The sequence below is a fragment of the Stenotrophomonas sp. STEN063 genome (assembly GCF_056854515.1).
In genome coordinates this window covers 12,977-34,806 of the sequence record NZ_JBXFWF010000043.1, presented here as the reverse complement: position 1 = coordinate 34,806, position 21,830 = coordinate 12,977, and the positions used below count along the sequence as shown (strand labels likewise).

Here is a 21,830-nt window from a genome sequence, read left to right as displayed (position 1 = left end):
AGGAAAGGCCAGCCATGAGCAAGCAGCCCGCCGCCAAGTCGACAAAAACAACGCAGTTGGCAGGAATCACTGATCGAAAAACCCTGCGCGCCAACGCGCGCAAGAGCATCGAGGATGGCGCGGTCACGCCCACCTACAGTGCCAACCGCCCAGCGGTGATCAAACTGCTCAACGACGCGCTGGCCACCGAATGGGTGTGCGTGCTGCGCTATTACCGGCATTACTACATGGCCAAGGGCATGCTGGCCGACTCGGTCAAGGCCGAGTTCCTTGAACACGCGCAGCAGGAGCAGACACATGCCGCCCTGCTATCCGAACGCATCGTGCAACTGGGCGGCGAACCCGACCTCAATCCGGACACCCTCACCGCCCGCGCGCACGCCGAATACAAGGAAGGCGGCAATCTGCGCGACATGGTGCGCGAGAACCTGATCGCCGAGCGCACCGCCATCGACAGCTATCGCGAGATGATCAACTTCATCGGCGACAAGGACACCACCACCAAGCGCATCCTGGAGCAGATATTGGCGCAGGAAGAGGAGCATGCCGACGATTTCGCCGACATGCTGGAAGGCTGGATAGGCGAGTAAGCCGGAGATGTGGTAGAGCCGAGCCATGCTCGGCTGGAGCGTTACCGACAAACCCATGTTGTAGGAGCGGTGTAAGCCGCGAAGCTGACACCAATGAAATTGCTGGGATCTCTGCAGCTTGATTCATTTGTTGCTTCGCGGCTTACGCCGTTCCTACAAGCGGGCGGTATTGCTTGCAACGCCCCTTGCCGAGCATGGCTCGGCACTACAGGGCATTGCTGGGAAAGCCCCTGCCGAGCATGGCTCGGCACTACATTGCGCTTCTCAGTTCACTACGCGGAAGCGGACGCGCGTCCATGTGCCGTCGGCGGCCAGCGCCGTCAGGGTGTGTTCGCCGGCATCGTTGAAGTCGCGGGTGAAGGTGCGCGCGCCTTGTGTCTGCGCTATCCAGCGGCCGTCGAGCAGCCATTCAATCGTTGCTTCGCTGCCCAGCGCGCGCAGCTGCAGGCGCGGGCCATGCTGTGCACCCGGCGGGCGCGCCAGCGTGGCCAGGTCATTCAAGCCATCGATATGCAGTACGCCATCGGACTGCCGCCCGTCATCGGTACAGTCCGCTGCCAAAGGCGGCAGGCTTTGCGCCTGCCGTTGCGCCACGGTCAGCCAAGGCGACGCCATCGCTGGCCAGCGCGCGATCTCGCGATCCTCGACCCGTGGATGGCCTTCGCAACCGGGCGACAGCCGCTGGCCCGTCGTTGCATCCACCTGGTAGCGCATGCGCCCGGATTGCCAGAACCTTGCCTCGCGCTCAGGGAAGCTTGGCGGCACCACGCCGTCCAGCACCCAGGCAGGGAAGCGGCGTTGGCACATCGCAGGCGGGGTCTGCTCGGCGGCAATGCCCAACGGCCAGCAGATCTCGACCTCGCTGACGCTATCCGGCCGTGCCCGCACGGCATTGTCACCGGCCTGGCGCGGCAGGCTGTCGATCACCTCGAACATCAGCGGCAAGGCCGTCACCGCGCCGTACTGCCCCGGCAACGGCGTGCCATCCGGACGACCGACCCAGACGCCGACGGTATAGGAGCGAGTGCTGCCGATTGCCCAGGCGTCGCGGTAGCCGTAGCTGGTACCGGTCTTCCATGCCACGCGCGGGCGGTTGCCAGTATCGAAGGTACCCACGCCATAGCCCGGGCGCGGATTGGATTCGAGCACATCGCGCACGATCCACGCGGCACCCGGCGATACCAGCCTACGCTCGATGCGTGGGTCGTTGGGCGTGTAGCGCACGCGACCGGCGATACCTTCCCGGTTGAGCGCGGAGAACGCACCGACCAGATCCTCCAGGCGTGCCCCGGTACCACCGAGTATCAACGCAAGGCTGGGCTGCGTGCCATGCGGAAAACGCAGATTGATGCCGGCATTGCCCAACCGTGCAGCGAACCGCGATGGACCAACCCTGTCCAGCAGATCCACCGACGGCACGTTCAAGGACAAACGCAACGCCGTTGCCGCACCAACCGGCCCGTTGAAAGCCGCATCGAAATTACCGGGACGGTAGCCACCAAAACTCTGCGGCGCATCGACGATCAGGCTTTCCGAATGGATCAGCCCATCGTCCAGCGCCATGCCATACAGGAACGGCTTGAGCGTTGAACCCGGCGAACGCCACGCCTGCACCATGTCCACATGACCAAGCCGCGCCTTGTCGGCAAAGGTGACCGAACCGACATAGGCGCGTGCTTCCAGCGTGTTGTTGTCCATCACCAGCAGCGCAGCCGAGGTGCGTTCCGGCAGTTGTGAGAAGTACGAGGAAACACGCTCTTCCAGCGTGCGTTGCAGACCGCTGTCGATCGTGGTTTTGATCTGCGGCACACGCGGATAGGCGCTGCGCATGCGTTGCGCCAGCAAGGCGGCATGCAAAGGCTGTTGCAGCGAACGCGCCACCACCGGCTCGATGCGCGCGTCGGCGACATCATCGGCCGACCACACTTTGAGCTCGGCCATGCGTGCCAGCACCTTGTCGCGGGCGCGCTGCGCGGCTTCCGGGTGCCGATCAGGACGCAGCCGGCTCGGCGACTGCGGCAACACCGCCAGCAACGCGGCCTCGGCCTGCGACAGATGCGTGGCCGACTTGCCGAGATAGGCCCAACTCGCCGCTTCCACACCTTCGATGGTGCCACCGTAAGGCGCGCGTTCCAGGTACAGGTCGAGGATCTGTGTCTTGCTCAGGTGCACTTCCAGCTGCAGCGCACGCAGCAGCTGTTTGAGTTTGCCCCAGGGCGTGCGCGTATGCGGATCGAGGATGCGCGCGACCTGCATGGTCAGGGTTGAGCCACCGGAGACGATGCGTCGCTCCAGCAGCATCTGCTTGCCGGCGCGCGCCAGCGCCCACGGGTTGATGCCGGGATGGCGCCAGAACCAGCGGTCCTCGTAGGTCAGCAAAGCCTGCAGGTACAGCGGCGAGATGGTCTTTGCATCGGCCGGGTAACGCCACACGCCTTCTGCATCCGCGAAGGCACGCAGCGGTGTGCCGTCGCGCGCGACCACCAGCGTGCTGGTGTCGCGTGATTTCGGCAGCGGCAACGGAAATGCCAGGTCCAGCACCAGCAACAAGGTCAGCAGGGCGGCAAGCGCCCAGCGCAGGTTGCGGAGCGTAAGGACGGCGCGCACGCGGGTGGCAATCTGTTTCAGCCGGGAGGCGCGCGTTTTCAATGGGGATGATTCTTCAGACATTGCCTGTGGAGCTGGGGCGGAACGGCTTGGCCGCGGAAGAGCTTACCCCTCCCCAGCCCTCCCCTTGCCTTCGGCAAAGGGAGGGAGCAGGAGCCGACTACGGCTGCACCACCGTGATGGTGCTGGGGTTGGAGCGGCCCACGCCGCGCATGTCGGGACGGTACATGTCCTCGGCCAGCGGCGGCGGCACCATGTACGTGCCCGGGGTGACCGCACGCACCAGATAGAACACGTGCGCTGTGCTGCCACGCGACAGCTTCAAGGCGGCCACATAGCGGTCGTCGCGGAACTCCTCGTGCTTGACGTCGGCAGCGCTGGAGCGGTCACTCACCTTGACCTCGCCCACCACCACGTCGGCCCACTGCTTGGCATCGCCGAGGTTGAAGTTCTCGATTTCCAGGCCGGCCGGCAACAGGTCGGTGAGCAAGGCATCGGGCATGTTCGTGTTGGAAGTGACGCTGAGGCGCACGATCAGGGCCTCGCCTTCCTTCAACGGGCGCGGCGTCCACGGCTTGCCGTCGGTGCCGAACCAGGAGCGCTCGATGCCGATCACGCTGTTGTCCGGTGCCGGTGGCTGACGCGGAATGCCGGCAACGTCGAGGCTGGCGAACATCGGCGCCTCGCCCTGCGGCGAGAACCGCACGCCCTGCGCCAGCTGCGCCATGTCGAACACGCGACCAAAGGCCTTGCGTGCACTGATGTCCTCAACCTTGTCGCCAACCGCCAGTTCGCCGGACACCAGCTTCTTCTGGTTGGCCATCAAGGCCTTGCCCAGGCGCGCCAGTGCCACCTGTTCCTGCGTGCTCAGCCACATCAGGCCACTGCCACGACGCACGTCCAGCGTGCGTCCCAGATCGATCACGCGCGCGTCGTATTCCGGCTTGGACAGGCCGCGCTCATGCAGCAGGGCGATCATCAAAGCCTCGTCGCGCAGGCGGGTGCCGTAGTCGCCGAAGTATTCCGGACGGTCGGCGCTGGACTTGGCGAAGCCAGCAGCAATAGCCGCCTGGCCACGCTTGCTGTCGCCCTGGATCGCCAGGGCCGTACCCAGATGCACCAGCGACAAACCGGTCACCGCCTTGCTGCGCTCGTTGTCCCACAGCGTGCGCAGCGTACCCAGCGGTGCGCGATTGACGCGTGCCAGCACATAGCCGGAATAGGCCTGGTTGGCGAACTTCAAACCGTCACGGCGATCACTGCCGTAGAACTGGTTGCCACCGCTGAGCAGGTCTTCGCTGATCCGGTTCAAGGCCTTCTGCAGCACGTTCTCCGGCACCGCGAAGCCTGCATCCTTGGCGTCGAGCAGGAACTCTGCGACATACGGCGTCAGCGCCGGATTGATGTAGTCGTCATCGCCCCACATCGAGAAGTTGCCGTTGGACACCTGCATCGACGCCAGCCGGCCGAACGCACCTTCCATGCGCTCACGACGGACCTTGGCGTCCAGACCATCGGCACCGAGCATCGCCGACGTGGCCTCATCCAGCATCAGCGCTGCATACCCCTTGCTGGTGGTCTGTTCGGCGCAGCCATAGGGATAGTTCAAGGCGCCCTGCAGGGCCGATGCGAACGGGATCGGCGGCAAGGCGCTGACCAGCATGCGCGCATTGACCGAGCCACTCATCAAACCATTGGCGAAGCCGCTGTCCAAGGTGATCGGCGCCAGCGGATCCAGGGTCCGGGTCTGCGAACGCAGCACCGATGGCCACGCCGCGCGCACCGGCAGGTCGTAGCGGCGGTCCACCTTGAAGCCATTGCCATCAACGCGCACCCGCACCTTGGCCACGCTATAGCCTTCCTGCGCGCTCAGCGGGAAGCTCAGCGTGCTCTTGGCGTCCGCCGCCAGTTGCACCGTACGGGTCGACTCAGCGATGCCGAGCGGGCCTTCACCGTCCACGCGCACGTTGAACTCGCCGGGCTTGCCGGTGAAGTTCTGCACGTCGAGGGTGACCGTGCTGCGATCGCCCGGTGCCATCACCCGCGGCATGCTGGCCTCGGCCAGGATCGGCGCGCGCACCAGCGTCTCCACATCCCGATTGCCGTAGCGGTCGGCCGAGTAGACCATCGTCGAAACGCGCAGGGTGCCGTTGAAATCCGGCACCTGCAGGCGCACCCGCGCATTGCCCTTGGCATCCAGCGCCACCGGCCCGGAGAACAGGTCCACGGTCTGCACGCGGGCGGTCGGCCGCTTGGCCTGCGGCAGTGCCGCCAATGCCATGTCGCCGCCGAACTTCAGCTTGCCGCTATTGCCCTCGAAACTCTCGATCACGCGGCCATAGATGTCATAGGCATCCACGCCCAACCGACGCTGCGCGAAGAAGTGCCCGGGTGCATCCGGCACCGGGAAGCGGGTGATGTTGAGGATGCCCACGTCCACCGCCGAGACGGTGACGTGTGCCGGCTTGCCGGCCAGCTCGGGCGCGCTGACGGTAACCGTCATCGGCTGTTCCGGGCGCATCTGCTTGGGCGCGATCAGGCCGACCGCGACGCGGCGGTCGCGGCGGTCCATCGGCACATGCGCCACGCCAACGGCACGCGCCGGGGTAATCTTGCTCGGCGCGCTGCCACCACGGAACACCAAGGCGGTGATGTAGACATCGTGCCGCTCCCAGTCCTTGCTGACCGGGATTTCAAACGTGCTGCCCGGCTTGGCATCGATGTCCTGCACGTACAGCATGCGGTCGCTTTCCACCATCAACACGCCACGGCCGGCATGCGGCGGGGTCAGCGTGACCTTGACGGTGTCACCGGCGCGATAAGCGGTCTTGTCCAGCGACAGCTTGACCTTGTCAGGGCGGGCATCCAGCCCACGGTTCTGATCGTCCCAGCTCCAACCGGCGCGGAACGGATAGCGCATGGTCAGGCCGGTGGCCGGATCGAACACGTCCACCCGGTACTCGCCCCACTCCACCGGGAAATCGAACCGGGCCGAGGTGGCACCGGCATCGATGGTGCGGGTTTCCTTGTTCTCGAAGCGGCGGGTGAAGTCGTAGTCCCAGCGGTTGTCGGTATAGGTCCAGTGGTAGTCGCGCAGTTCGCGCACCAGGGTGACCTTCAGCCCCTTGGCCGGCTGCGGCTTGCCGTCGGCATCCACCCGCATCAGCTCGAAGCGGGCATTGGCGTTGGCATCCGCACCGTCGCTGTCGCTGAACAGCGGGCGCAGGGCGACCAGCGCAGGTGCCGGCCACATCACCCGCTTCAGGGTGCGGGTAACGGTGCGGCCACCGGTTTCATAGACACTTCCGGACAGCAGCGCAGCCACGGTGGTGGCCTTGCCTGCCTCGGCCGGCAAGGCGACGTCTTCGCGCAGCTTGCCGTCCTTGGGCAGGGTGGTATCGATCACGTCATTGGCTTCGCGCGGCAGCTGCACGGTCGGGTCGCCGAAGAACCAGCCCGGCATCGACTCGACCGGGTGCTGCTCCACCGCCACCGCCAGTCGCGCGGTAAAGCGGTTGCCGTCGGCCGGTGCGCCATACAGATAGGCCGCATCGGCCTGCAGCTTCAATGCCTCGCCCGGCTTCAGCGTCTTCTGCGCGCTGGCCAGGTCCAGCTTCATGCGCTCGGGCAGGAACTCCTCGATGCGCAGGGTCATGCCCTGCACCGCCTCCTTGCTGGCCGGATCGGTGCGGAACTCGACAGTCCAGCGCCCGGTTGGTGCCTCCACCGGAATGGTCTGCTCGAACGCGAAATAGCCCTGCTCGCCCGGTTGCAGGCGGGTCTCGCGGAAGGTCTTGCCGTCCGGCTGCTTGAGCCGCAGGAACACCGGCTGGCCGCCGGTGGCTGGCCCGGCCAGGGTCTTGCCGTCGTTGTCGCGCAGCAGCGCGGAGATGCGCACGGTCTCGCCCGGGCGGTACAGATCGCGCCCGGACCAGGCGAATACATCGAAATTGGCGTTCTGGCGCCCGGCCACCGCGAACTCGCTCAGGTCCAACGCTGGCTGGTTGAACGGCAGCATGGTGGTGTCGCTGCCACTGCTGGCGACCAGCACATGCGCGGCATCCAGCGTGTAGTTGAGCAAGGCGTTGCCGTTGCCGTCGGTCTGGCCCTTGAGGATGACCTCGCCCTTGCCGTCGATGACCTTCAGCTCGACCTTCTTGGCCGGCGCGCCGTCGGCCAGCGAGGCGGTGTGGACGAACAGCTTGTCCTTGTAGGCGCGGGTATGCAGGCCGATGTCGCTGACGGTGAAGAACGAGGTATCGAACTCGCTGTCGAAACTGCCCGTGCGCTTCATCACCGCGAAGTACAGGCCGGGCTGCTGCAGCTCCTTCACGTCCTGGATCGGCAGATAGGTCAGCACGCGCTCGTTCTGCTTGCCGCCGAGGATGAAGCGGTTGACGTAGACCGGCTCGGCCAGCTGGTTGAGCGGGGTCTTGTCACCGTATTCGCTGTCCAGCTCCCAGCTGCCACGGCGACCGCCGCGCTGGTACTGGCTGAAGAAGGTGGGCAGGTCCTTTTCGCGCACGCGCAGGAACTCCACGTCCACCTCCGGCACGTTCACCGAGACCACCGGCAGGCCGCGGCTTTCGCGGGCCGGCAGCACGCTGCCCTGCGAGGCGAAACCTACTGCAGGATCCAGCTCGCCGGTGAAGACCTTCTGCTTGACCTCGGTACCCAGCCGGTTGCCGTCGGCCGCCAGCAGGTCGGCCGAGATGATCAGCGTGTACTCCTTGGCCGCCTCCACATAGGGATAGCGCAGGGTCTTGCCGTCATCGGACAGCGACCAGCTGCTGTCCTCGTTGCCGACCTTCTCCTCGAAGCGCAGCAGCTTGTCGAAGTCCTGGGTGCCAACCAGCGGGCGCGAGAACTCCACCGCCAGCGCAAGGCCGTCACCGCTCTTCTGGTCCGGGTAGGCGCGCAGCATGGCAAAACCCTTGACCTCTTCCTGCTTGGTCTGGATCGCCTCACCGCTGGCCCCGGGCAGCTGCCCGGTTTCGTTCCTGCTGCATCCTGCAACCAAGGCCAGCGCCACCAAGGCGGCCGCAGCCCAACGCATACCCTTCAACATCCTGTTACCCATGGCGTCCTCCCGCAGATCGCCGGAGTATAACCAGCCTGCTTGTAAGGGCTTGTGTAGCAAGCTGCCCTCTGCTGGGGATTTGTCTGGAAACCCGCCAGGCGTGCTACACCCGCTACATGTGGGTCCTCGAAATCGCAAAAAGCATAAGGGCCACTGATCCCAGCAGCCCTTGCTCTTCTTTCGCCGCCCTCATTGCCATGGACGGAGCGCGATATCAGAACGCATCACCGGGCACGCGCACCCAGCCTTCCATCAGGATGCGGGCACTGCGGCTCATCACCGCCTTGGTGACCGTCCACTGACCATCAACCAGCGCGACCGCCGCACCGACGCGCAGCGTGCCGGAAGGATGGCCAAAGCGCACCGCATCACGCTGACCACCACCGGCGGCGAGGTTGACCAGCGTGCCCGGCACTGCCGCTGCCGTGGCAATTGCCACCGAGGCGGTGCCCATCATCGCGTGGTGCAGCTTGCCCATCGACATGGCGCGGGCGTTGAGGTCGATGTCGGCGGCGCGGATCTGCTTGTTGCCGCTGGACAGGTAGTCCTGCGGCGGCGCCACGAAGGCGACCTTGGGCGTGTGCTGGCGCTTGAGCGCTTCTTCAGGACTCTTGATCAGGCCCATGCGCAGGGCGCCGGCAACGCGGATCGCCTCAAGCTTTGCCAATGCCGCCTTGTCTTCATTGATGGCCGGCTGCAACTCGGCACCGGTGTAACCGATATCCGTTGCATTGATGAAAACCGTGGGGATGCCGGCGGTGATCATGGTCGCCTGCAGCTTGCCGACCCCGGGCACATCGAGCTCATCCACCAGGTTGCCGGTGGGGAACATCGCGCCACCACCCTCGCCTTCGCCCTCATCGGCCGGGTCGATGAACTCCAGCACGATCTCTGCTGCCGGGAAGGTCACGCCATCGAGATCGAAATCACCGGTTTCCTGCACCTGTCCGTTGCTGACCGGCACGTGGGCAATGATGGTCTTGCTGATGTTGGCCTGCCAGATACGCACCGCGCAGACGCCGTTTTCGGGCACGCGTGCCGGATCAACGTAGCCCGCGTGCAGCGCGAATGCACCAGCACCCGTGGACAGGTTGCCGCAGTTGCCGGACCAGTCGACGAAGTCGGTATCGATCGACACCTGCCCATATAAATAATCCACATCGTGATCGGGCTTGCTGCTGGGCGAGATGATCACGCACTTGCTGGTGCTGGAGGTGGCGCCGCCCATGCCGTCGGTGTGCTTGGCGTAGGGATCAGGGGAGCCGATCACCCGCTGCAATAAGCGGTCACGTGCCTGGCCCGGCTGTTGGGCGCTGGCTGGCAGGTCTTCCAAGCGGAAAAACACGCCCTTGGAGGTACCGCCGCGCATGTAGGTTGCCGGGATCTTGATCTGGGGGATGTGGGACATGGTGCGGGTTTCCTTGCTTCGATCGTGATGTGGAAGGCCGGATGCGATGCTAGCCGCCCATGCCCTCACCCCAACCCCCGCTCCGCGCCCCGGCCCTTGCGCTGGCGCAAGGGCGTTCGTGGGGCCGCGAACCAGGGGTTTGCTTACAGGCCCCTCTCCCGCGCGGGGGAGAGGGGCTCAAGTCATGCGTTTGCCGATTCCAGGAAGTCCTGCGCAAACCGCTGCAGTACGCCACCGGCCTCGTAGATCGCCACTTCTTCATCCGAATCCAGGCGACAGGTCATCGGCACCCTGACCACTTCACCGTTGCGGCGGGTGATGACCAGGGTCAGATCGGTACGCGGGGTGCGCAGGCCGATCACGTCATAGCTCTCGGTGCCGTCGATGCCCAGCGTGTTGCGGTTGGTGCCCGGCTTGAACTCCAGCGGCAACACGCCCATGCCGATCAGGTTGGTGCGGTGGATGCGCTCGAAACCTTCAGCCGCAATCGCCTCCACGCCCGCAAGACGCACGCCCTTGGCGGCCCAGTCACGCGAGCTGCCCTGGCCGTAGTCGGCACCGGCGATGATGATCAGCGGCTGCTTGCGCTCCATGTAGGTCTCGATTGCCTCCCACATGCGCATGACCTTGCCTTCCGGCTCCACCCGCGCCAGTGAGCCCTGCTTCACGCTGCCATCCTCGTTGCGCACCATCTCGTTGAACAGCTTGGGATTGGCGAAGGTGGCGCGCTGCGCGGTTAGGTGATCGCCGCGGTGGGTGGCGTAGGAATTGAAGTCCTCTTCCGGCAAACCCATCTTGGCCAGGTACTCGCCGGCGGCGCTGGACAGCAGGATCGCGTTGGACGGCGACAGATGGTCGGTGGTGATATTGTCCGGCAGCACCGCCAGCGGAAGCATGCCGCGCAGCGTACGCTCACCGGCCAATGCACCCTCCCAATACGGCGGGCGGCGGATGTAGGTGCTCTGCGGGCGCCAGTCGTACAGCGGACTGACCTTCTCGCCATGCTCGACGCGGACGTTGAACATCGGGTTGTAGACCTTGCGGAACTGCTCCGGCTTGACCGCTGCCTTCACCACCGCATCGATCTCGGCATCGCTCGGCCAGATGTCCTTCAGGCGCACTTCCTTGCCATCGGCATCCACACCCAGCACGTCCTTCTCGATGTCGAAGCGCACGGTACCGGCAATGGCATAGGCGATCACCAGCGGCGGCGAGGCCAGGAAGGCCTGCTTTGCATACGGGTGGATGCGGCCATCGAAGTTGCGGTTGCCCGACAGCACGGCGGTCGCGTACAGGTCGCGATCGATGATTTCCTGCTGGATCTTCGGGTCCAGCGCGCCACTCATACCATTGCAGGTGGTGCAGGCGAAGGCAACGATGCCAAAGCCCAGCTGCTCCAAGTCCGGCAGCAGGCCGGCTTCTTCCAGATACAGCTGCACTGCCTTGGAGCCCGGCGCAAGCGATGACTTCACCCACGGTTTGCGGGTCAAACCACGCGCATTGGCATTGCGCGCCAGCAGCGCGGCGGCAATCACATTGCGCGGATTTGAAGTATTGGTGCAGCTGGTGATGGCAGCGATGATCACCGCGCCATCCGGCATCAGGCCTTCGGCTTCCTCACCCTTGCCACTGAGCAGCTTGGCTTCGTCGGCGATGCCGCGCTCGGCCAGGTCCGACACCGGCAAGCGCTTGTGCGGATTGCTGGGGCCGGCCATGTTGCGCACCACGCTGGACAGGTCAAACTCAACGACGCGCTCGTACTGCGCGGTTTCCAGTGCATCCGCCCACAGACCGGTGGTCCTGGCGTAGTTCTCGACCAGTGCGATCTGCGCTTCCTCGCGGCCGGTCAGGCGCAGATAGTCGATGGTCTGCTGGTCGATGTAGAACATCGCCGCGGTTGCGCCATATTCGGGGCACATATTGGAGATAGTGGCGCGGTCACCGATGGTCAGTGCTGCTGCGCCCTCGCCGAAGAACTCAAGGTAGGCGCCAACCACGCGCTCCTTGCGCAGGAACTCGGTGATCGCCAGCACCACGTCGGTGGCGGTGATGTTCGGCTGCGGCTTGCCGCTCAGCTTGACGCCGATGATGTCGGGCAGACGCATCCACGAGGCGCGACCCAGCATCACGTTCTCGGCTTCCAGGCCGCCGACACCTATGGCGATGACGCCCAGCGCATCCACGTGCGGGGTATGGCTGTCGGTGCCGACGCAGGTATCCGGGAAGGCCACCCCGCCCTGCTGGTAGATCACCGGCGACATCTTCTCCAGATTGATCTGGTGCATGATGCCGTTGCCCGGCGGAATCACATCGACGTTCTCGAAGGCCAGCTTGGTCCAGTCGATGAAGTGGAAGCGGTCTTCATTGCGGCGGTCTTCGATGGCGCGGTTCTTGGCGAACGCGTCCGGATCGTAGCCACCGCATTCCACTGCAAGGGAGTGATCGACGATCAGCTGCACCGGCACCACCGGGTTGACCTTGGCCGGATCACCACCCTTGTCGGCGATGGCGTCACGCAGGCCCGCCAGGTCGACCAGTGCGGTCTGGCCGAGGATGTCGTGGCAGACCACGCGCGCCGGGAACCACGGGAAATCGAGGTCACGTTTACGCTCGATCAGCTGCTTGAGCGAATCGCGGAGCGTGGCCGGATTGCAGCGGCGCACCAGGTTTTCGGCCAGCACGCGCGAGGTATACGGCAGCGTGGCGTAAGCGCCGGGCTGGATGGCATCGACTGCGGCGCGCGCATCGAAGTAGTCGAGCGTGCTGCCTGCGAGGTGTTTGCGGTAATCGGTATTCATGGCTGGCCTGTGAGGGTCTGGGCTTGCTGGTGTGCTTTGGGTTGTGCGCGAATGCCGCAAACCCACAGCAGCACATGGAATCTGAAGTATCCCTTCTCCCGCATGCGGGGGAAGGTGCCCAAAGGGCGGATGGGGGGAGCTTTGGCTTTGGCTTTGGCTTTGGCTTTGGCTTTGGCTTTGGCTGTGGCTTTGGCTTTGGCCTTTTCCAAAAGCGAGAACCTGCTCCACGTGCCAGGAGCTTCCCCTCACCCCAACCCCTCTCCCGCAGGCGGGAGAGGGGCTTTATCTCGCTTGTGGCGGAGATGCTGCAGGCGTCATCTCGCTTGTGGCGAAGATGGCTTTGTCTCCATCAAGCGCGCTTGTCCAACGGCACGAAGGTCTGGTCTTCCGGGCCGGTGTAATTCGCGCTCGGGCGGATGATCTTGCCGTCGATGCGCTGCTCGATGATGTGCGCACTCCAACCTGCGGTACGTGCAATCACGAACAACGGGGTGAACATCGCGGTCGGCACGCCCATCATGTGGTAGCTGACGGCGCTGAACCAATCCAGGTTCGGGAACATCTTCTTGATGTCCCACATCACCGACTCAAGACGCTCGGCGATGTCGTACATCTTCATGTTTTCCTGCTCGGCCGACAGCTCACGCGAGACATCCTTGATCACCTTGTTGCGCGGGTCGGACACGGTGTAGACCGGGTGACCGAAACCGATCACCACTTCCTTGCGCTCGACGCGGGCCTTGATGTCGGCTTCGGCTTCGTCCGGGGTTTCATAACGCTTCTGCACTTCGAAGGCGACTTCATTGGCGCCACCGTGCTTCGGGCCACGCAGTGCGCCGATGCCGCCGGTGATGGCGCTGTACATGTCGCTGCCGGTGCCGGCGATGACGCGGCAGGCGAAAGTCGAGGCGTTGAATTCATGCTCCGCGTACAGGATCAGGCTGGTGTGCATGGCCTTGACCCAGGAGTCGCGCGGCTGCTCGCCGTGCAGCAGGTGCAGGAAGTGGCCGCCGATCGAGTCATCGTCGGTCTCCACGTCGATGACCTTGCCGTTGTGGCTCCAGTGGTACCAGTACAGCAACATCGAACCCAGCGAGGCCATCAGCTTGTCGGCGATGTCGCGTGCGCCCGGGTGGTTGTGGTCGTCCTTCTCCGGCGACACGCAGCCCAGCACGGAAACGCCGGTACGCATCACGTCCATCGGGTGCGCCGACGGCGGCAGTTCTTCGAGCGCGGCCTTCACCGATGCGGGAATGCCACGCAGCGCCTTCAGCTTGGCCTTGTAGGCGCGCAGCTCGGCCTTGTTCGGCAGTTTGCCGTGCACCAGCAGGTGGGCGATTTCCTCGAACTCGCTGGTGTTGGCCAGGTCCAGGATGTCGTAGCCACGGTAGTGCAGGTCGTTGCCGCTGCGGCCAACGGTACACAGGGCGGTGTTGCCGGCAGCGGTACCGGACAGGGCGACGGACTTCTTCGGCTTGAACGCGGGTGCGGTGGTGGATTCAGACATGGTGTGAACCTCGATCAGATGCGGGATTTTGATGCCCCTCTCCCGCCGGGAGAGGGGTTGGGGTGAGGGTGCAGTCAGCCACAAAGACTTCGTCGTACCCTCATCCGGCGCTACGCGCCACCTTCTCCCACAGGGAGAAGGAAGTGCTGTTACTTCTTCGCAGCAAACGTCTTGTCCAGGCTGCGCTCGAATTCGTGGTAGCCAATACGGTCATACAGCTCCTCGCGGGTCTGCATGCTTTCCACCACATTACGCTGGTGGCCATCACGGCGGATGGCTTCGTAGACGTTCTCGGCCGCCTTGTTCGCTGCACGGAACGCCGACAGCGGGAACAGCTGCATCGCCACACCGGCCGAGGCCAGTTCATCACGGCTGAACAGCGGCGTCGCGCCAAATTCGGTGATGTTGGCCAGCAACGGCACCTTCACCGCGTCGGCGAAGCGCTTATAGGTCTCCAGGTCGTAGGCAGCCTCGGCAAAGATGCCGTCTGCGCCAGCTTCCACGCAGGCCAGCGCGCGCTCGATGGCCGCGTCCACGCCTTCCATCTGGATAGCATCGGTGCGGGCGATCAGGAAGAAATCCGGATCGGTCTTGGCATCGGCGGCAGCCTTCACCCGGTCGACCATTTCACCCTGCGAGACGATTTCCTTGCCCGGGCGGTGGCCACAACGCTTGGCGCCCACCTGATCCTCGATATGGCAGGCAGCAGCACCGGCCTTGATCAGCGACTTCACCGTGCGCGCGATGTTGAACGCGCTTGGGCCGAAACCGGTGTCGATATCGACCATCAACGGCAGATCGCAGACATCACTGATGCGGCGCACGTCGATCAGCACGTCTTCCATGGTGTTGATACCCAGGTCCGGCAGGCCCAGCGAGCCGGCAGCAACGCCGCCGCCGGACAGGTAGATGGCGCGGTAACCGGCGCGCTTGGCCAGCAGGGCGTGGTTGGCGTTGATCGCGCCGACCACCTGCAACGGGGATTCGGCGGCCAGTGCGGCGCGGAATGCAGCGCCGGCGGAAGAACGACTCATGGGATGGCTCCTGGCTTGTGGCTGGGCGGTGGCGAGCATGCCATTCCGCTGTGACGGTTAATCTGTCACCATCAGATGCATTGATCAATCTTGATTCAATAAATCAATATATTGAATACGCCATGTCCGACGCCCTCGACCCCGAACTGATACCCGCCAGTGAAGCCTGTGCCCTGCTCGGCATCAGCGCCGCCACGCTGTACGCCTATGTCAGCCGCGGCCTGCTCAGCTCGCGACCTGGCACCTCGGCGCGCAGCCGGGTGTACCTGCGGGCGGAAGTAGAGCGCCTGGCGCAGCGCAAACAGGCCGGGCGCGGTGCCGAGCGCGGTGCCGCGCAGAGCCTGGACCGCGGCCTGCCGGTGCTGGAAACCCGTATCTCGCTGATCCGTCCGGATGCGCCCTATTACCGGGGCCGGTCAGCCGTGGCTGCCGCGCAGGCCGGTGCCACGCTGGAAGACATCGCGCGCCTGCTATGGGAATGCGAGGAGCAGGATCCGTTCGCCGCGGCCGCCCTGCCCTCCTGGCCGCCGCGTATCGCCAGCCTGGCGCTTGATGGCAGCCTGCCGCCGGTGGAGCGCGCAATGGCCTGCATTCCGCTGCTGGCCTTGGAGCAACGCCAGTCGCTCAATGCAGCGGTCTCCGTGCGCCGCGAGGTCGCTGCGACGCTGCTGCGCCAGAACGCGGCGTTGCTGGTCGGCACCGAGCCAGATGCGCGGCCGGTGCATCGCCTGCTCGCCGATGCCTGGATGCCTGGCGATGCGGACTTCGCCGAACTGGTGCGCTCGGCCTTGGTGCTGTGTGCCGACCACGAACTGAATGTTTCGGCGTTTGCAGCGCGCGTGGTCGCCTCCACTGGCGCACACCTGCACGCGACGGTGAGCGCTGGATTGGCTGCCCTGTCCGGCCCGCGCCATGGCGGTGCTACCGCTCGTGCACATGCCCTCCTGGTCGATGCCGAAACCCGCGGGTCACCCGCCACCTTCATCGCCGAACGCTGGCGGCGCGGTGATGAACTACCCGGCTTCAACCATCTGCTGTATCCCGATGGCGACCCACGAGGCGCGGAGGTTCTGCGTCAATTGCGCGAACTGCGCGGCGATTCACCGCGCATGCGCCATGTGGAAGCGGTTTTGGCTGCTACCGAAGAAGTCAGCGGCCAGCGGCCGAATATTGACGGGATGCTGGGGGCTATCTGTTATGTGCACGAACTGCCAGGCGCGCATGCCTTGGTGATGTTTGCTACCGCCCGGCTTACTGGTTGGTTGGCGCATGCATTGGAGCAGCAAGCCCTGGGCACCTTGATACGGCCGCGTGCGCGCTACACCGGGTTGGCACCGAGAGGGTGAGCTCTTGCCTCCTCCCTTTGGCCAAAGGCCAAGGGGAGGGTTGGGGAGGGGTAAGCTCTTGCGGCCTTTCCAGCATCACCAGCTTCGCGGCTCATGCCGCTCCCACATCCGGTAGATGTGCCGTGATTGCAGATTGATCGGCGGCTGGGCTGTTGTGAGCTTCGCGGCTTACGCCGCTCCTACAAGGCCCCTGCCCGTTTTGACCATTGATTGATGATCTGCGCGATCGCCTGCACGCCATCGGTCAAGGCCGCCGGCCCGGGCTGCAGGATCAGCGGTGACTTGATCTCGTGCAGCTCGCCATCACGCACGGCGTTGATCGCCTCCCAGCCCGGGCGCGCAGCCACCCGCTCCGGGCGAAATTTCTTGCCGCACCATGAGCCGATGATGATGTCCGGGTTGCGCGCGATCACCGGATCACCATTGGCAAGGATGCGCGCCTTGGCCAGCGGCTCACGCGACAACTCCGGGAACACATCGATGCCGCCGGCAATCTCCACCAGCTCCGCGCCCCATTGGATGCCGGTGATGATGGGCTCATCCCATTCCTCGACATAGACGCGCGGACGCTGCGACAGCTTAGCCGCCTGCCCGGCAATTGCATCCAAGCCCTGCTGCAGTTCGTCCGCATAGGCATTGGCACGCGCGGCCACGCCCACCAACCCGCCCAGTCGACGGATGTAGTCGATGATGCCGGCGACGCTGCGGTGGTTGGCGATCCACACTTCCACACCGTTGCGTATCAACTCGGCAGCGATATCGGCCTGGATATCGGAGAAACCAATCGCCAGGTCCGGCTTCAGCTTCAGTATCTCGCCGACCTTGGCGCTGGTGAAAGCGCTGACCTTGGGCTTGTCACGGCGTGCCTCGGGCGGCCGCACGGTGAAGCCACTGATGCCGACGATGCGGTCCTGCTCGCCGAGTGCATAAAGCGTTTCGGTCGGCTCTTCGGTCAGGCAGACAATGCGGCGCGGGCCAATCATGGCGCGGCGAACTCCGTTGTATCGACGAATACGGCAGGGCTGCTCCAGGGATGATTGGCGGCAATGCCATCATCCAGAATCCGTTGCAGCCGCTGCGGATCGCGCTCGATGCAGAACTCCAGCCGCACCGCGGACACGCGCACCAGCTCGCCCGCCCCGCCAACTGCGCTCTGCGCACCTTGCAGCACACGGAACTGCTCCTGCCCCGGCGCCGACTCCCACATGCCGTGTGCGTAGCCTCCGGCAGCCAGATCGTCCACTGCAAGGATGCCCTGCTTCAGCGCCTCCAGCTGCGCCGGCGGCACGAATACGGTGATCCTGTAGATCGGATGGAGCTGCATCAGCCAATCGCCCGCAGTGGCATGTGGTAGTAGACGACTCGCTCGGTTTCAGTGAAGCCGCACGCCTCGTGCGCCGCCTGCGCCGATACATTCGCCAAGTCCGAATCCGATGCCAGCTCGGTACAGCCCTGGTCACGCGCCCATTGCGCCACAGCGTCAATCAACAAACGCCCAAGACCACTGCCCCGCGCCGATGCATGCACAACCCAGCCTTCCAGAAAGCCCACCGGAGAGCCGTCGGTACCATTGACATACTCATGGCGGACACTCGCTTCAGCCATACCCAGAACCCGCCCATCGGCGGTGCAGGCAAGCAGGCAGGTGCTAGCTGCCGATTCAATCAAGTCCAGCAGGTCAACCAGTTCTGTCTCGCTGTCTGGCCACAGTTCCAAGCGCAGCTCGGCCCAGTCCTGCCAATCCCCGGCTTGGGCACGCCGCACACTGCAGCCAGCGTTGTTCACGGGAATAGCATCCGCTTGCTCCACTCGCCCGCCGCATCGGCCTCGTAGCACCAACGCTCATGCAGGCGGAAGTCAGCGCCGTACCAGAACTCGATGCGCCGCGGCACCACACGCACCCCGCCCCAGCCGTCCGGACGCGGCACATCGCGGCCTTCAAAACGTGTCTCGAAGTTGGCCAGGCGCTGTTCGAACTCCTCGCGCGACGCCAATGGCTGCGACTGCACCGAGGCCCAGGCGCCAATCTGGCTCATGCGCGGGCGGCTGGCGAAGTAGGCATCGGATTCGGCAGCCGATACCAACTGAGCATCGCCTTCGATCCGCACCTGGATGCCAGCCTCGCGCAGGCTGCGCCACAGGAACAACAGCGCCGTTGCCCGGTTGTCGTGCAGTTCGCGGCCCTTGCGGCTGTCCAGATGGGTATAGAACACAAAGCCGCGCTCGTCGAAGGCCTTCAGCAACACCGTGCGCGCCGACGGGCGGCCATCGATGTCAGCGGTTGCAACCGTCATCGCGGTGGCATCGATCTCCTTGCCAGCCTTGGCCTCTTCAAACAATGCGGCGAAAGTCGAAAGCGCTTCTGCGTAAAGATTGGTCATGGTCCTGCTTCGTAGGGCACGTGTTTGGGCTATTGTGGCGGCATGTCCCCCGTTCCGCACAGTTTTTCCCAACGCCGCTTTGCGCCGACACTGGTTGCACAGGCGTTGGACGATGCGCTGGCCAGTACCAACGGCACGCCGGTACTGGCAATCAGTGGTGTGCAAGGCAGTGGCAAGTCCACGCTGGCCGCGCAGATCGTGGACCTGGCGCGCACGCGCGGCCTGTGCGCGGCGGCGGTGTCCATCGACGACACCTACCTGACCCGCGCGCAACGGCAACGGCTTGCCGATCGCGTGCATCCCTTGCTCGCCACACGTGGGCCGCCGGGCACGCATGACCTGGCCCTGGCGATGGCCACGCTGGATGCGGCCAAGGCCGGGCAAGGCTTCCTGCTGCCGCGCTTTGACAAGCTCGCCGATGAACGGGTGCCGGAAGCACAGTGGAAGAAGATCGAGCAACCGCTGGACCTGCTGGTGTTCGAGGGCTGGTTCCTGGGCACGCCGGCAGAAGCCGACGATGCGCTGCAGGTGCCCTTGAACGCACTGGAACGCGAGGCCGATGCCGACGGCCGCTGGCGGCGCTGGTGCAACCAATCACTGGCCGAGCATTACCCCGGCCTGTGGCAACGTTTTGACCGGCTGTGGATGCTGCAACCGCCAAGCTTCGCCGTGGTCCCGCACTGGCGCTGGCAGCAGGAGCAGGCGCTGCAGCAGGCATCGCCTGGCCGCAGCAGCATGACAAGGCCGCAGCTGGAGCGCTTCGTGCAGTTCTACGAGCGCATCAGCCGGCAGGCGCTGCGCACCCTGCCCGGCATCGCCGACCGGGTCATTGCCCTGGATGCACAACGACAGCCGTTGGCGGATACAGCGGACTGAGGCGACCCGGCCAGCTGCAGCACAACGGTTTCGCATGAACGGCTCGACGGCGCTGGCGCCGCCGAGCCCTTGCAGATGCGTGCCCAGCCTGATCAGCGGGCACCCACCGCGCGATTACTGCAAATGCATTACTGCACCAGGAACGTGATCCGCAGGTTGACCCGCCACTCGGTGACGTTGCCGTCGCCGTCGGTGACAACCTTGGTTTCGTTGATCCACGCACCCTGGATGCCCTTGACCGTCTCGGCCACCTTCTTGATGCCGCTGCGCACCGCATCCTCGATGCTGGTCTTGGAGGACGCGTTGACTTCAATGATTTTCGCCACTGACATGTCCAACTCCTTGGTTGCACCACGAACCATTCGTGGAACTGCCGAGCTTGGCTGCTACCGTGTTAAGGCACTGACACGAGGTGCTAGCATCTTCCGGTAATGAATCCCGCCCCCAATCTCATTCTGGTCGGCCCCATGGGCGCCGGCAAAACCAGCATCGGCCGTCGCCTGGCCGAGCGTTTCGGGCTGGTGTTCGTGGATGCCGACCAAGCCATCGTCGACGACGTGGGCTCCAGCATTCCGGCCATTTTCGAGAACGTCGGCGAAGCCGGCTTCCGTGCCCATGAAAAACGGGTCCTGTCACGCCTGCTGGACGGCAGCGGCCAGCTGATCTCGACCGGCGGCGGCTGTGTGCTCGACCCGGAGAACCGTGAACGCATCCGCGTCCGTGGTTTCGTGGTCTACCTGCGGGTCAGCGTGGCCTCGCAGCTGTCACGGCTGCAGCGCGACAAGACCCGCCCGCTGCTGCAACGCCCCGACCGCGAGCAGGTGCTGCACGCCATGGCGGCCATCCGCGACCCGCTGTACCGCGACGTTGCCGACCTGATCATCGATACCGACCTCTACACCCCCGCCGACGCCACCGCGCACACCGTCACACGGCTTGCCGCGCAATGGCAGATCCTGGAACCGACCCGCATGACCGCTCCCACCCGCACCGTCGCCGTCGGCGGCGAACACCCCTACCAGATCCATATCGGCCCGGGCCTGTTGTCGCAGGCACAGGCGCTGGTCGGCGCCATCCGTGGCCGCCATGTGCTGCTGGTCAGCGACGACACCGTCGCACCGCTGTACCTGGCCAAGGTACAGACCGCGCTATTGGCAGCCCGACCCGACCTGAAGATCGGCCAGCACATCATCCCGGCCGGCGAGGCATCCAAGACCCTGGACAATTTCGCTGGCGCGATCAACGCGCTGGCAAGCCTCGGCGCCACCCGCGACGCCTGCGTGCTGGCGCTGGGCGGCGGCGTGGTCGGCGACCTGGCCGGCTTCGCCGCGGCCTGCTGGATGCGCGGCGTGGACTGCGTGCAGTTGCCCACCACCCTGCTGTCGATGGTCGACTCCTCGGTCGGCGGCAAGACCGCGGTGGATATCCCGCAGGGCAAGAACCTGGTCGGTGCCTTCCATCCGCCGCGTGCGGTCGTCGCGGATACCGCTGCGCTGCGCACCCTGCCTGCACGTGAGCTGCGGGCCGGCCTGGCCGAGGTGATCAAGTACGGCGCCATCCGCGATCCGCTGTTCTTCCAGTGGCTGCAGGCAGAACGCCAGGCCCTGCTGGCCGGCGACGACGGCGCGCTGGCCCAGGCCATCGCCCGCAGCTGCGAGCACAAGGCCGAGATCGTCGAACGTGACCCGCTGGAGAAGGGTGAACGCGCCCTGCTCAACCTCGGCCACACCTTCGGCCATGCGATCGAGACCGCGCAGGGTTACGGCGCGCCGGGCAATGACAACCTCAATCACGGCGAGGCGGTAGCGGTTGGCATGATGTTGGCCGCCAAGCTGTCGGCGGCGCTGGGCATGGCCGATGCGGCCGATACCGAGGTTCTGCGCGAGCTGCTGGAGGCTTACGGCCTGCCGACCACCATCCCCGCAGGCCTGGATGCCGAGGCGCTGCTTGGGCATATGCGGCTGGACAAGAAGAACATCGCCGGGCGCCTGCGACTGGTGCTGTGGCGCGGCATCGGCAAGGCCGAGGTGGTGCCGGATGTGGATGAGGCGGCGGTGTTGGACGTGCTGCGACTGGGTTGAGCGGGAAGTCAAAGGCTTACCCCTCCCCAACCCTCCCCTGCTAAGCAAGGGAGGGGGAAGAGCGGGCATGGTCGTTATCTGACAGATCGCAGAGGACGGCCCCCTCCCCTGCGCAGCAGGGG

15 protein-coding genes and 1 pseudogene are annotated in these 21,830 nt (G+C 65.1%); 5 read left to right on the top strand and 11 right to left on the bottom strand.

Going from position 1 to position 21,830, the window contains the following annotated elements:
- Positions 1-14: 14 nt before the first annotated feature.
- The gene (locus tag AC1VWL_RS12400) at positions 15-590 is read left to right on the top strand and encodes a ferritin-like domain-containing protein (RefSeq protein ID WP_482986893.1); all 576 of its coding nucleotides are present in this window, start codon (positions 15-17) and stop codon (positions 588-590) included.
- 264 nt (positions 591-854) lie between these two features.
- Here AC1VWL_RS12400 and pbpC read toward each other — a convergent pair whose 3' ends face one another.
- The 6 genes from pbpC to prpB form a co-directional block, all read right to left on the bottom strand.
- On the bottom strand, positions 855-3,218 hold the full coding sequence (gene pbpC, locus AC1VWL_RS12395; protein ID WP_482986896.1) for a penicillin-binding protein 1C: 2,364 nt from the start codon (positions 3,216-3,218) through the stop codon (positions 855-857).
- Between the two features lie 139 nt (positions 3,219-3,357).
- Positions 3,358-8,277, bottom strand: a complete 4,920-nt coding sequence (locus tag AC1VWL_RS12390) for an alpha-2-macroglobulin family protein (RefSeq protein WP_482986892.1) — start codon at positions 8,275-8,277, stop codon at positions 3,358-3,360.
- A gap of 214 nt (positions 8,278-8,491) precedes the next feature.
- Complete coding sequence (gene prpF, locus AC1VWL_RS12385) at positions 8,492-9,685, bottom strand: 2-methylaconitate cis-trans isomerase PrpF (protein ID WP_482986891.1); 1,194 nt, start codon at positions 9,683-9,685, stop codon at positions 8,492-8,494.
- Between the two features lie 182 nt (positions 9,686-9,867).
- Complete coding sequence (gene acnD, locus AC1VWL_RS12380) at positions 9,868-12,483, bottom strand: Fe/S-dependent 2-methylisocitrate dehydratase AcnD (RefSeq protein WP_482986890.1); 2,616 nt, start codon at positions 12,481-12,483, stop codon at positions 9,868-9,870.
- A 349-nt stretch (positions 12,484-12,832) separates the two neighbouring features.
- Positions 12,833-13,990, bottom strand: a complete 1,158-nt coding sequence (gene prpC / locus AC1VWL_RS12375) for a bifunctional 2-methylcitrate synthase/citrate synthase (RefSeq protein WP_482986889.1) — start codon at positions 13,988-13,990, stop codon at positions 12,833-12,835.
- 149 nt (positions 13,991-14,139) lie between these two features.
- Entirely contained in the window at positions 14,140-15,024 is an 885-nt protein-coding gene (prpB, locus tag AC1VWL_RS12370; RefSeq protein WP_482986888.1) for a methylisocitrate lyase, read from the bottom strand.
- 122 nt (positions 15,025-15,146) lie between these two features.
- On the opposite strand from prpB, the gene AC1VWL_RS12365 reads away from it, so the two are divergent.
- Positions 15,147-16,370, top strand: a complete 1,224-nt coding sequence (locus tag AC1VWL_RS12365; RefSeq protein ID WP_482986887.1) for a citrate/2-methylcitrate synthase — start codon at positions 15,147-15,149, stop codon at positions 16,368-16,370.
- A 179-nt stretch (positions 16,371-16,549) separates the two neighbouring features.
- Here the strand turns inward: AC1VWL_RS12365 and AC1VWL_RS12360 are convergent, their stop codons facing one another.
- From AC1VWL_RS12360 to pdxH, 4 genes are read right to left on the bottom strand one after another with little or no spacing between them, the layout of a single operon-like run.
- Positions 16,550-17,353: a cobalamin-binding protein gene (locus AC1VWL_RS12360; RefSeq protein ID WP_482986886.1), complete on the bottom strand. Its 804-nt coding sequence runs from the start codon at positions 17,351-17,353 to the stop codon at positions 16,550-16,552.
- Positions 17,350-17,694, bottom strand: coding sequence for a YqfO family protein (locus AC1VWL_RS12355; RefSeq protein WP_482986885.1), 345 nt, complete (start codon positions 17,692-17,694; stop codon positions 17,350-17,352). The genes AC1VWL_RS12360 and AC1VWL_RS12355 overlap by 4 nt, the downstream gene beginning before the upstream one ends.
- Positions 17,694-18,155: an aminoglycoside 6'-N-acetyltransferase gene (aac(6'), locus tag AC1VWL_RS12350; protein WP_482986884.1), complete on the bottom strand. Its 462-nt coding sequence runs from the start codon at positions 18,153-18,155 to the stop codon at positions 17,694-17,696. The genes AC1VWL_RS12355 and aac(6') overlap by 1 nt, the downstream gene beginning before the upstream one ends.
- Positions 18,152-18,751 carry a pyridoxamine 5'-phosphate oxidase gene (pdxH, locus tag AC1VWL_RS12345; RefSeq protein WP_481508768.1) on the bottom strand — a complete coding sequence of 200 codons (600 nt, stop codon included), beginning with the start codon at positions 18,749-18,751 and terminating at the stop codon, positions 18,152-18,154. The genes aac(6') and pdxH overlap by 4 nt, the downstream gene beginning before the upstream one ends.
- A 42-nt stretch (positions 18,752-18,793) precedes the next feature.
- Between pdxH and AC1VWL_RS12340 the strand changes: the two genes are divergently transcribed.
- Positions 18,794-19,627, top strand: coding sequence for a kinase (locus AC1VWL_RS12340; protein WP_296249395.1), 834 nt, complete (start codon positions 18,794-18,796; stop codon positions 19,625-19,627).
- 128 nt (positions 19,628-19,755) lie between these two features.
- Here the strand turns inward: AC1VWL_RS12340 and AC1VWL_RS12335 are convergent, their stop codons facing one another.
- Positions 19,756-19,959 (bottom strand): dodecin family protein, encoded by a 204-nt coding sequence (locus AC1VWL_RS12335; RefSeq protein ID WP_282265844.1) that lies wholly within the window; start codon positions 19,957-19,959, stop codon positions 19,756-19,758.
- A gap of 99 nt (positions 19,960-20,058) precedes the next feature.
- Between AC1VWL_RS12335 and AC1VWL_RS12330 the strand changes: the two are divergent.
- Together AC1VWL_RS12330 and aroB are read left to right on the top strand one after the other, a co-directional pair.
- A pseudogene (locus tag AC1VWL_RS12330) lies at positions 20,059-20,583 on the top strand (shikimate kinase); the annotation flags it as partial.
- A 15-nt stretch (positions 20,584-20,598) separates the two neighbouring features.
- Positions 20,599-21,708 carry a 3-dehydroquinate synthase gene (gene aroB, locus AC1VWL_RS12325; protein ID WP_482986895.1) on the top strand — a complete coding sequence of 370 codons (1,110 nt, stop codon included), beginning with the start codon at positions 20,599-20,601 and terminating at the stop codon, positions 21,706-21,708.
- Positions 21,709-21,830: the final 122 nt, after the last annotated feature.

What these genes read in the sequence shown, in the direction of transcription:
- AC1VWL_RS12335 (WP_282265844.1), bottom strand. Translation starts at nt 19,959, where the DNA reads ATGTCAGTGGCGAAAATCATTGAAGTCAACGCGTCCTCCAAGACCAGC.
- prpF (WP_482986891.1), bottom strand. Translation starts at nt 9,685, where the DNA reads ATGTCCCACATCCCCCAGATCAAGATCCCGGCAACCTACATGCGCGGC.
- prpB (WP_482986888.1), bottom strand. Translation starts at nt 15,024, where the DNA reads ATGAGTCGTTCTTCCGCCGGCGCTGCATTCCGCGCCGCACTGGCCGCC.
- AC1VWL_RS12390 (WP_482986892.1), bottom strand. Translation starts at nt 8,277, where the DNA reads ATGGGTAACAGGATGTTGAAGGGTATGCGTTGGGCTGCGGCCGCCTTG.
- prpC (WP_482986889.1), bottom strand. Translation starts at nt 13,990, where the DNA reads ATGTCTGAATCCACCACCGCACCCGCGTTCAAGCCGAAGAAGTCCGTC.
- AC1VWL_RS12340 (WP_296249395.1), top strand. Translation starts at nt 18,794, where the DNA reads ATGTCCCCCGTTCCGCACAGTTTTTCCCAACGCCGCTTTGCGCCGACA.
- acnD (WP_482986890.1), bottom strand. Translation starts at nt 12,483, where the DNA reads ATGAATACCGATTACCGCAAACACCTCGCAGGCAGCACGCTCGACTAC.
- aroB (WP_482986895.1), top strand. Translation starts at nt 20,599, where the DNA reads ATGACCGCTCCCACCCGCACCGTCGCCGTCGGCGGCGAACACCCCTAC.
- pdxH (WP_481508768.1), bottom strand. Translation starts at nt 18,751, where the DNA reads ATGACCAATCTTTACGCAGAAGCGCTTTCGACTTTCGCCGCATTGTTT.
- AC1VWL_RS12355 (WP_482986885.1), bottom strand. Translation starts at nt 17,694, where the DNA reads ATGCAGCTCCATCCGATCTACAGGATCACCGTATTCGTGCCGCCGGCG.
- AC1VWL_RS12360 (WP_482986886.1), bottom strand. Translation starts at nt 17,353, where the DNA reads ATGATTGGCCCGCGCCGCATTGTCTGCCTGACCGAAGAGCCGACCGAA.
- AC1VWL_RS12400 (WP_482986893.1), top strand. Translation starts at nt 15, where the DNA reads ATGAGCAAGCAGCCCGCCGCCAAGTCGACAAAAACAACGCAGTTGGCA.
- AC1VWL_RS12365 (WP_482986887.1), top strand. Translation starts at nt 15,147, where the DNA reads ATGTCCGACGCCCTCGACCCCGAACTGATACCCGCCAGTGAAGCCTGT.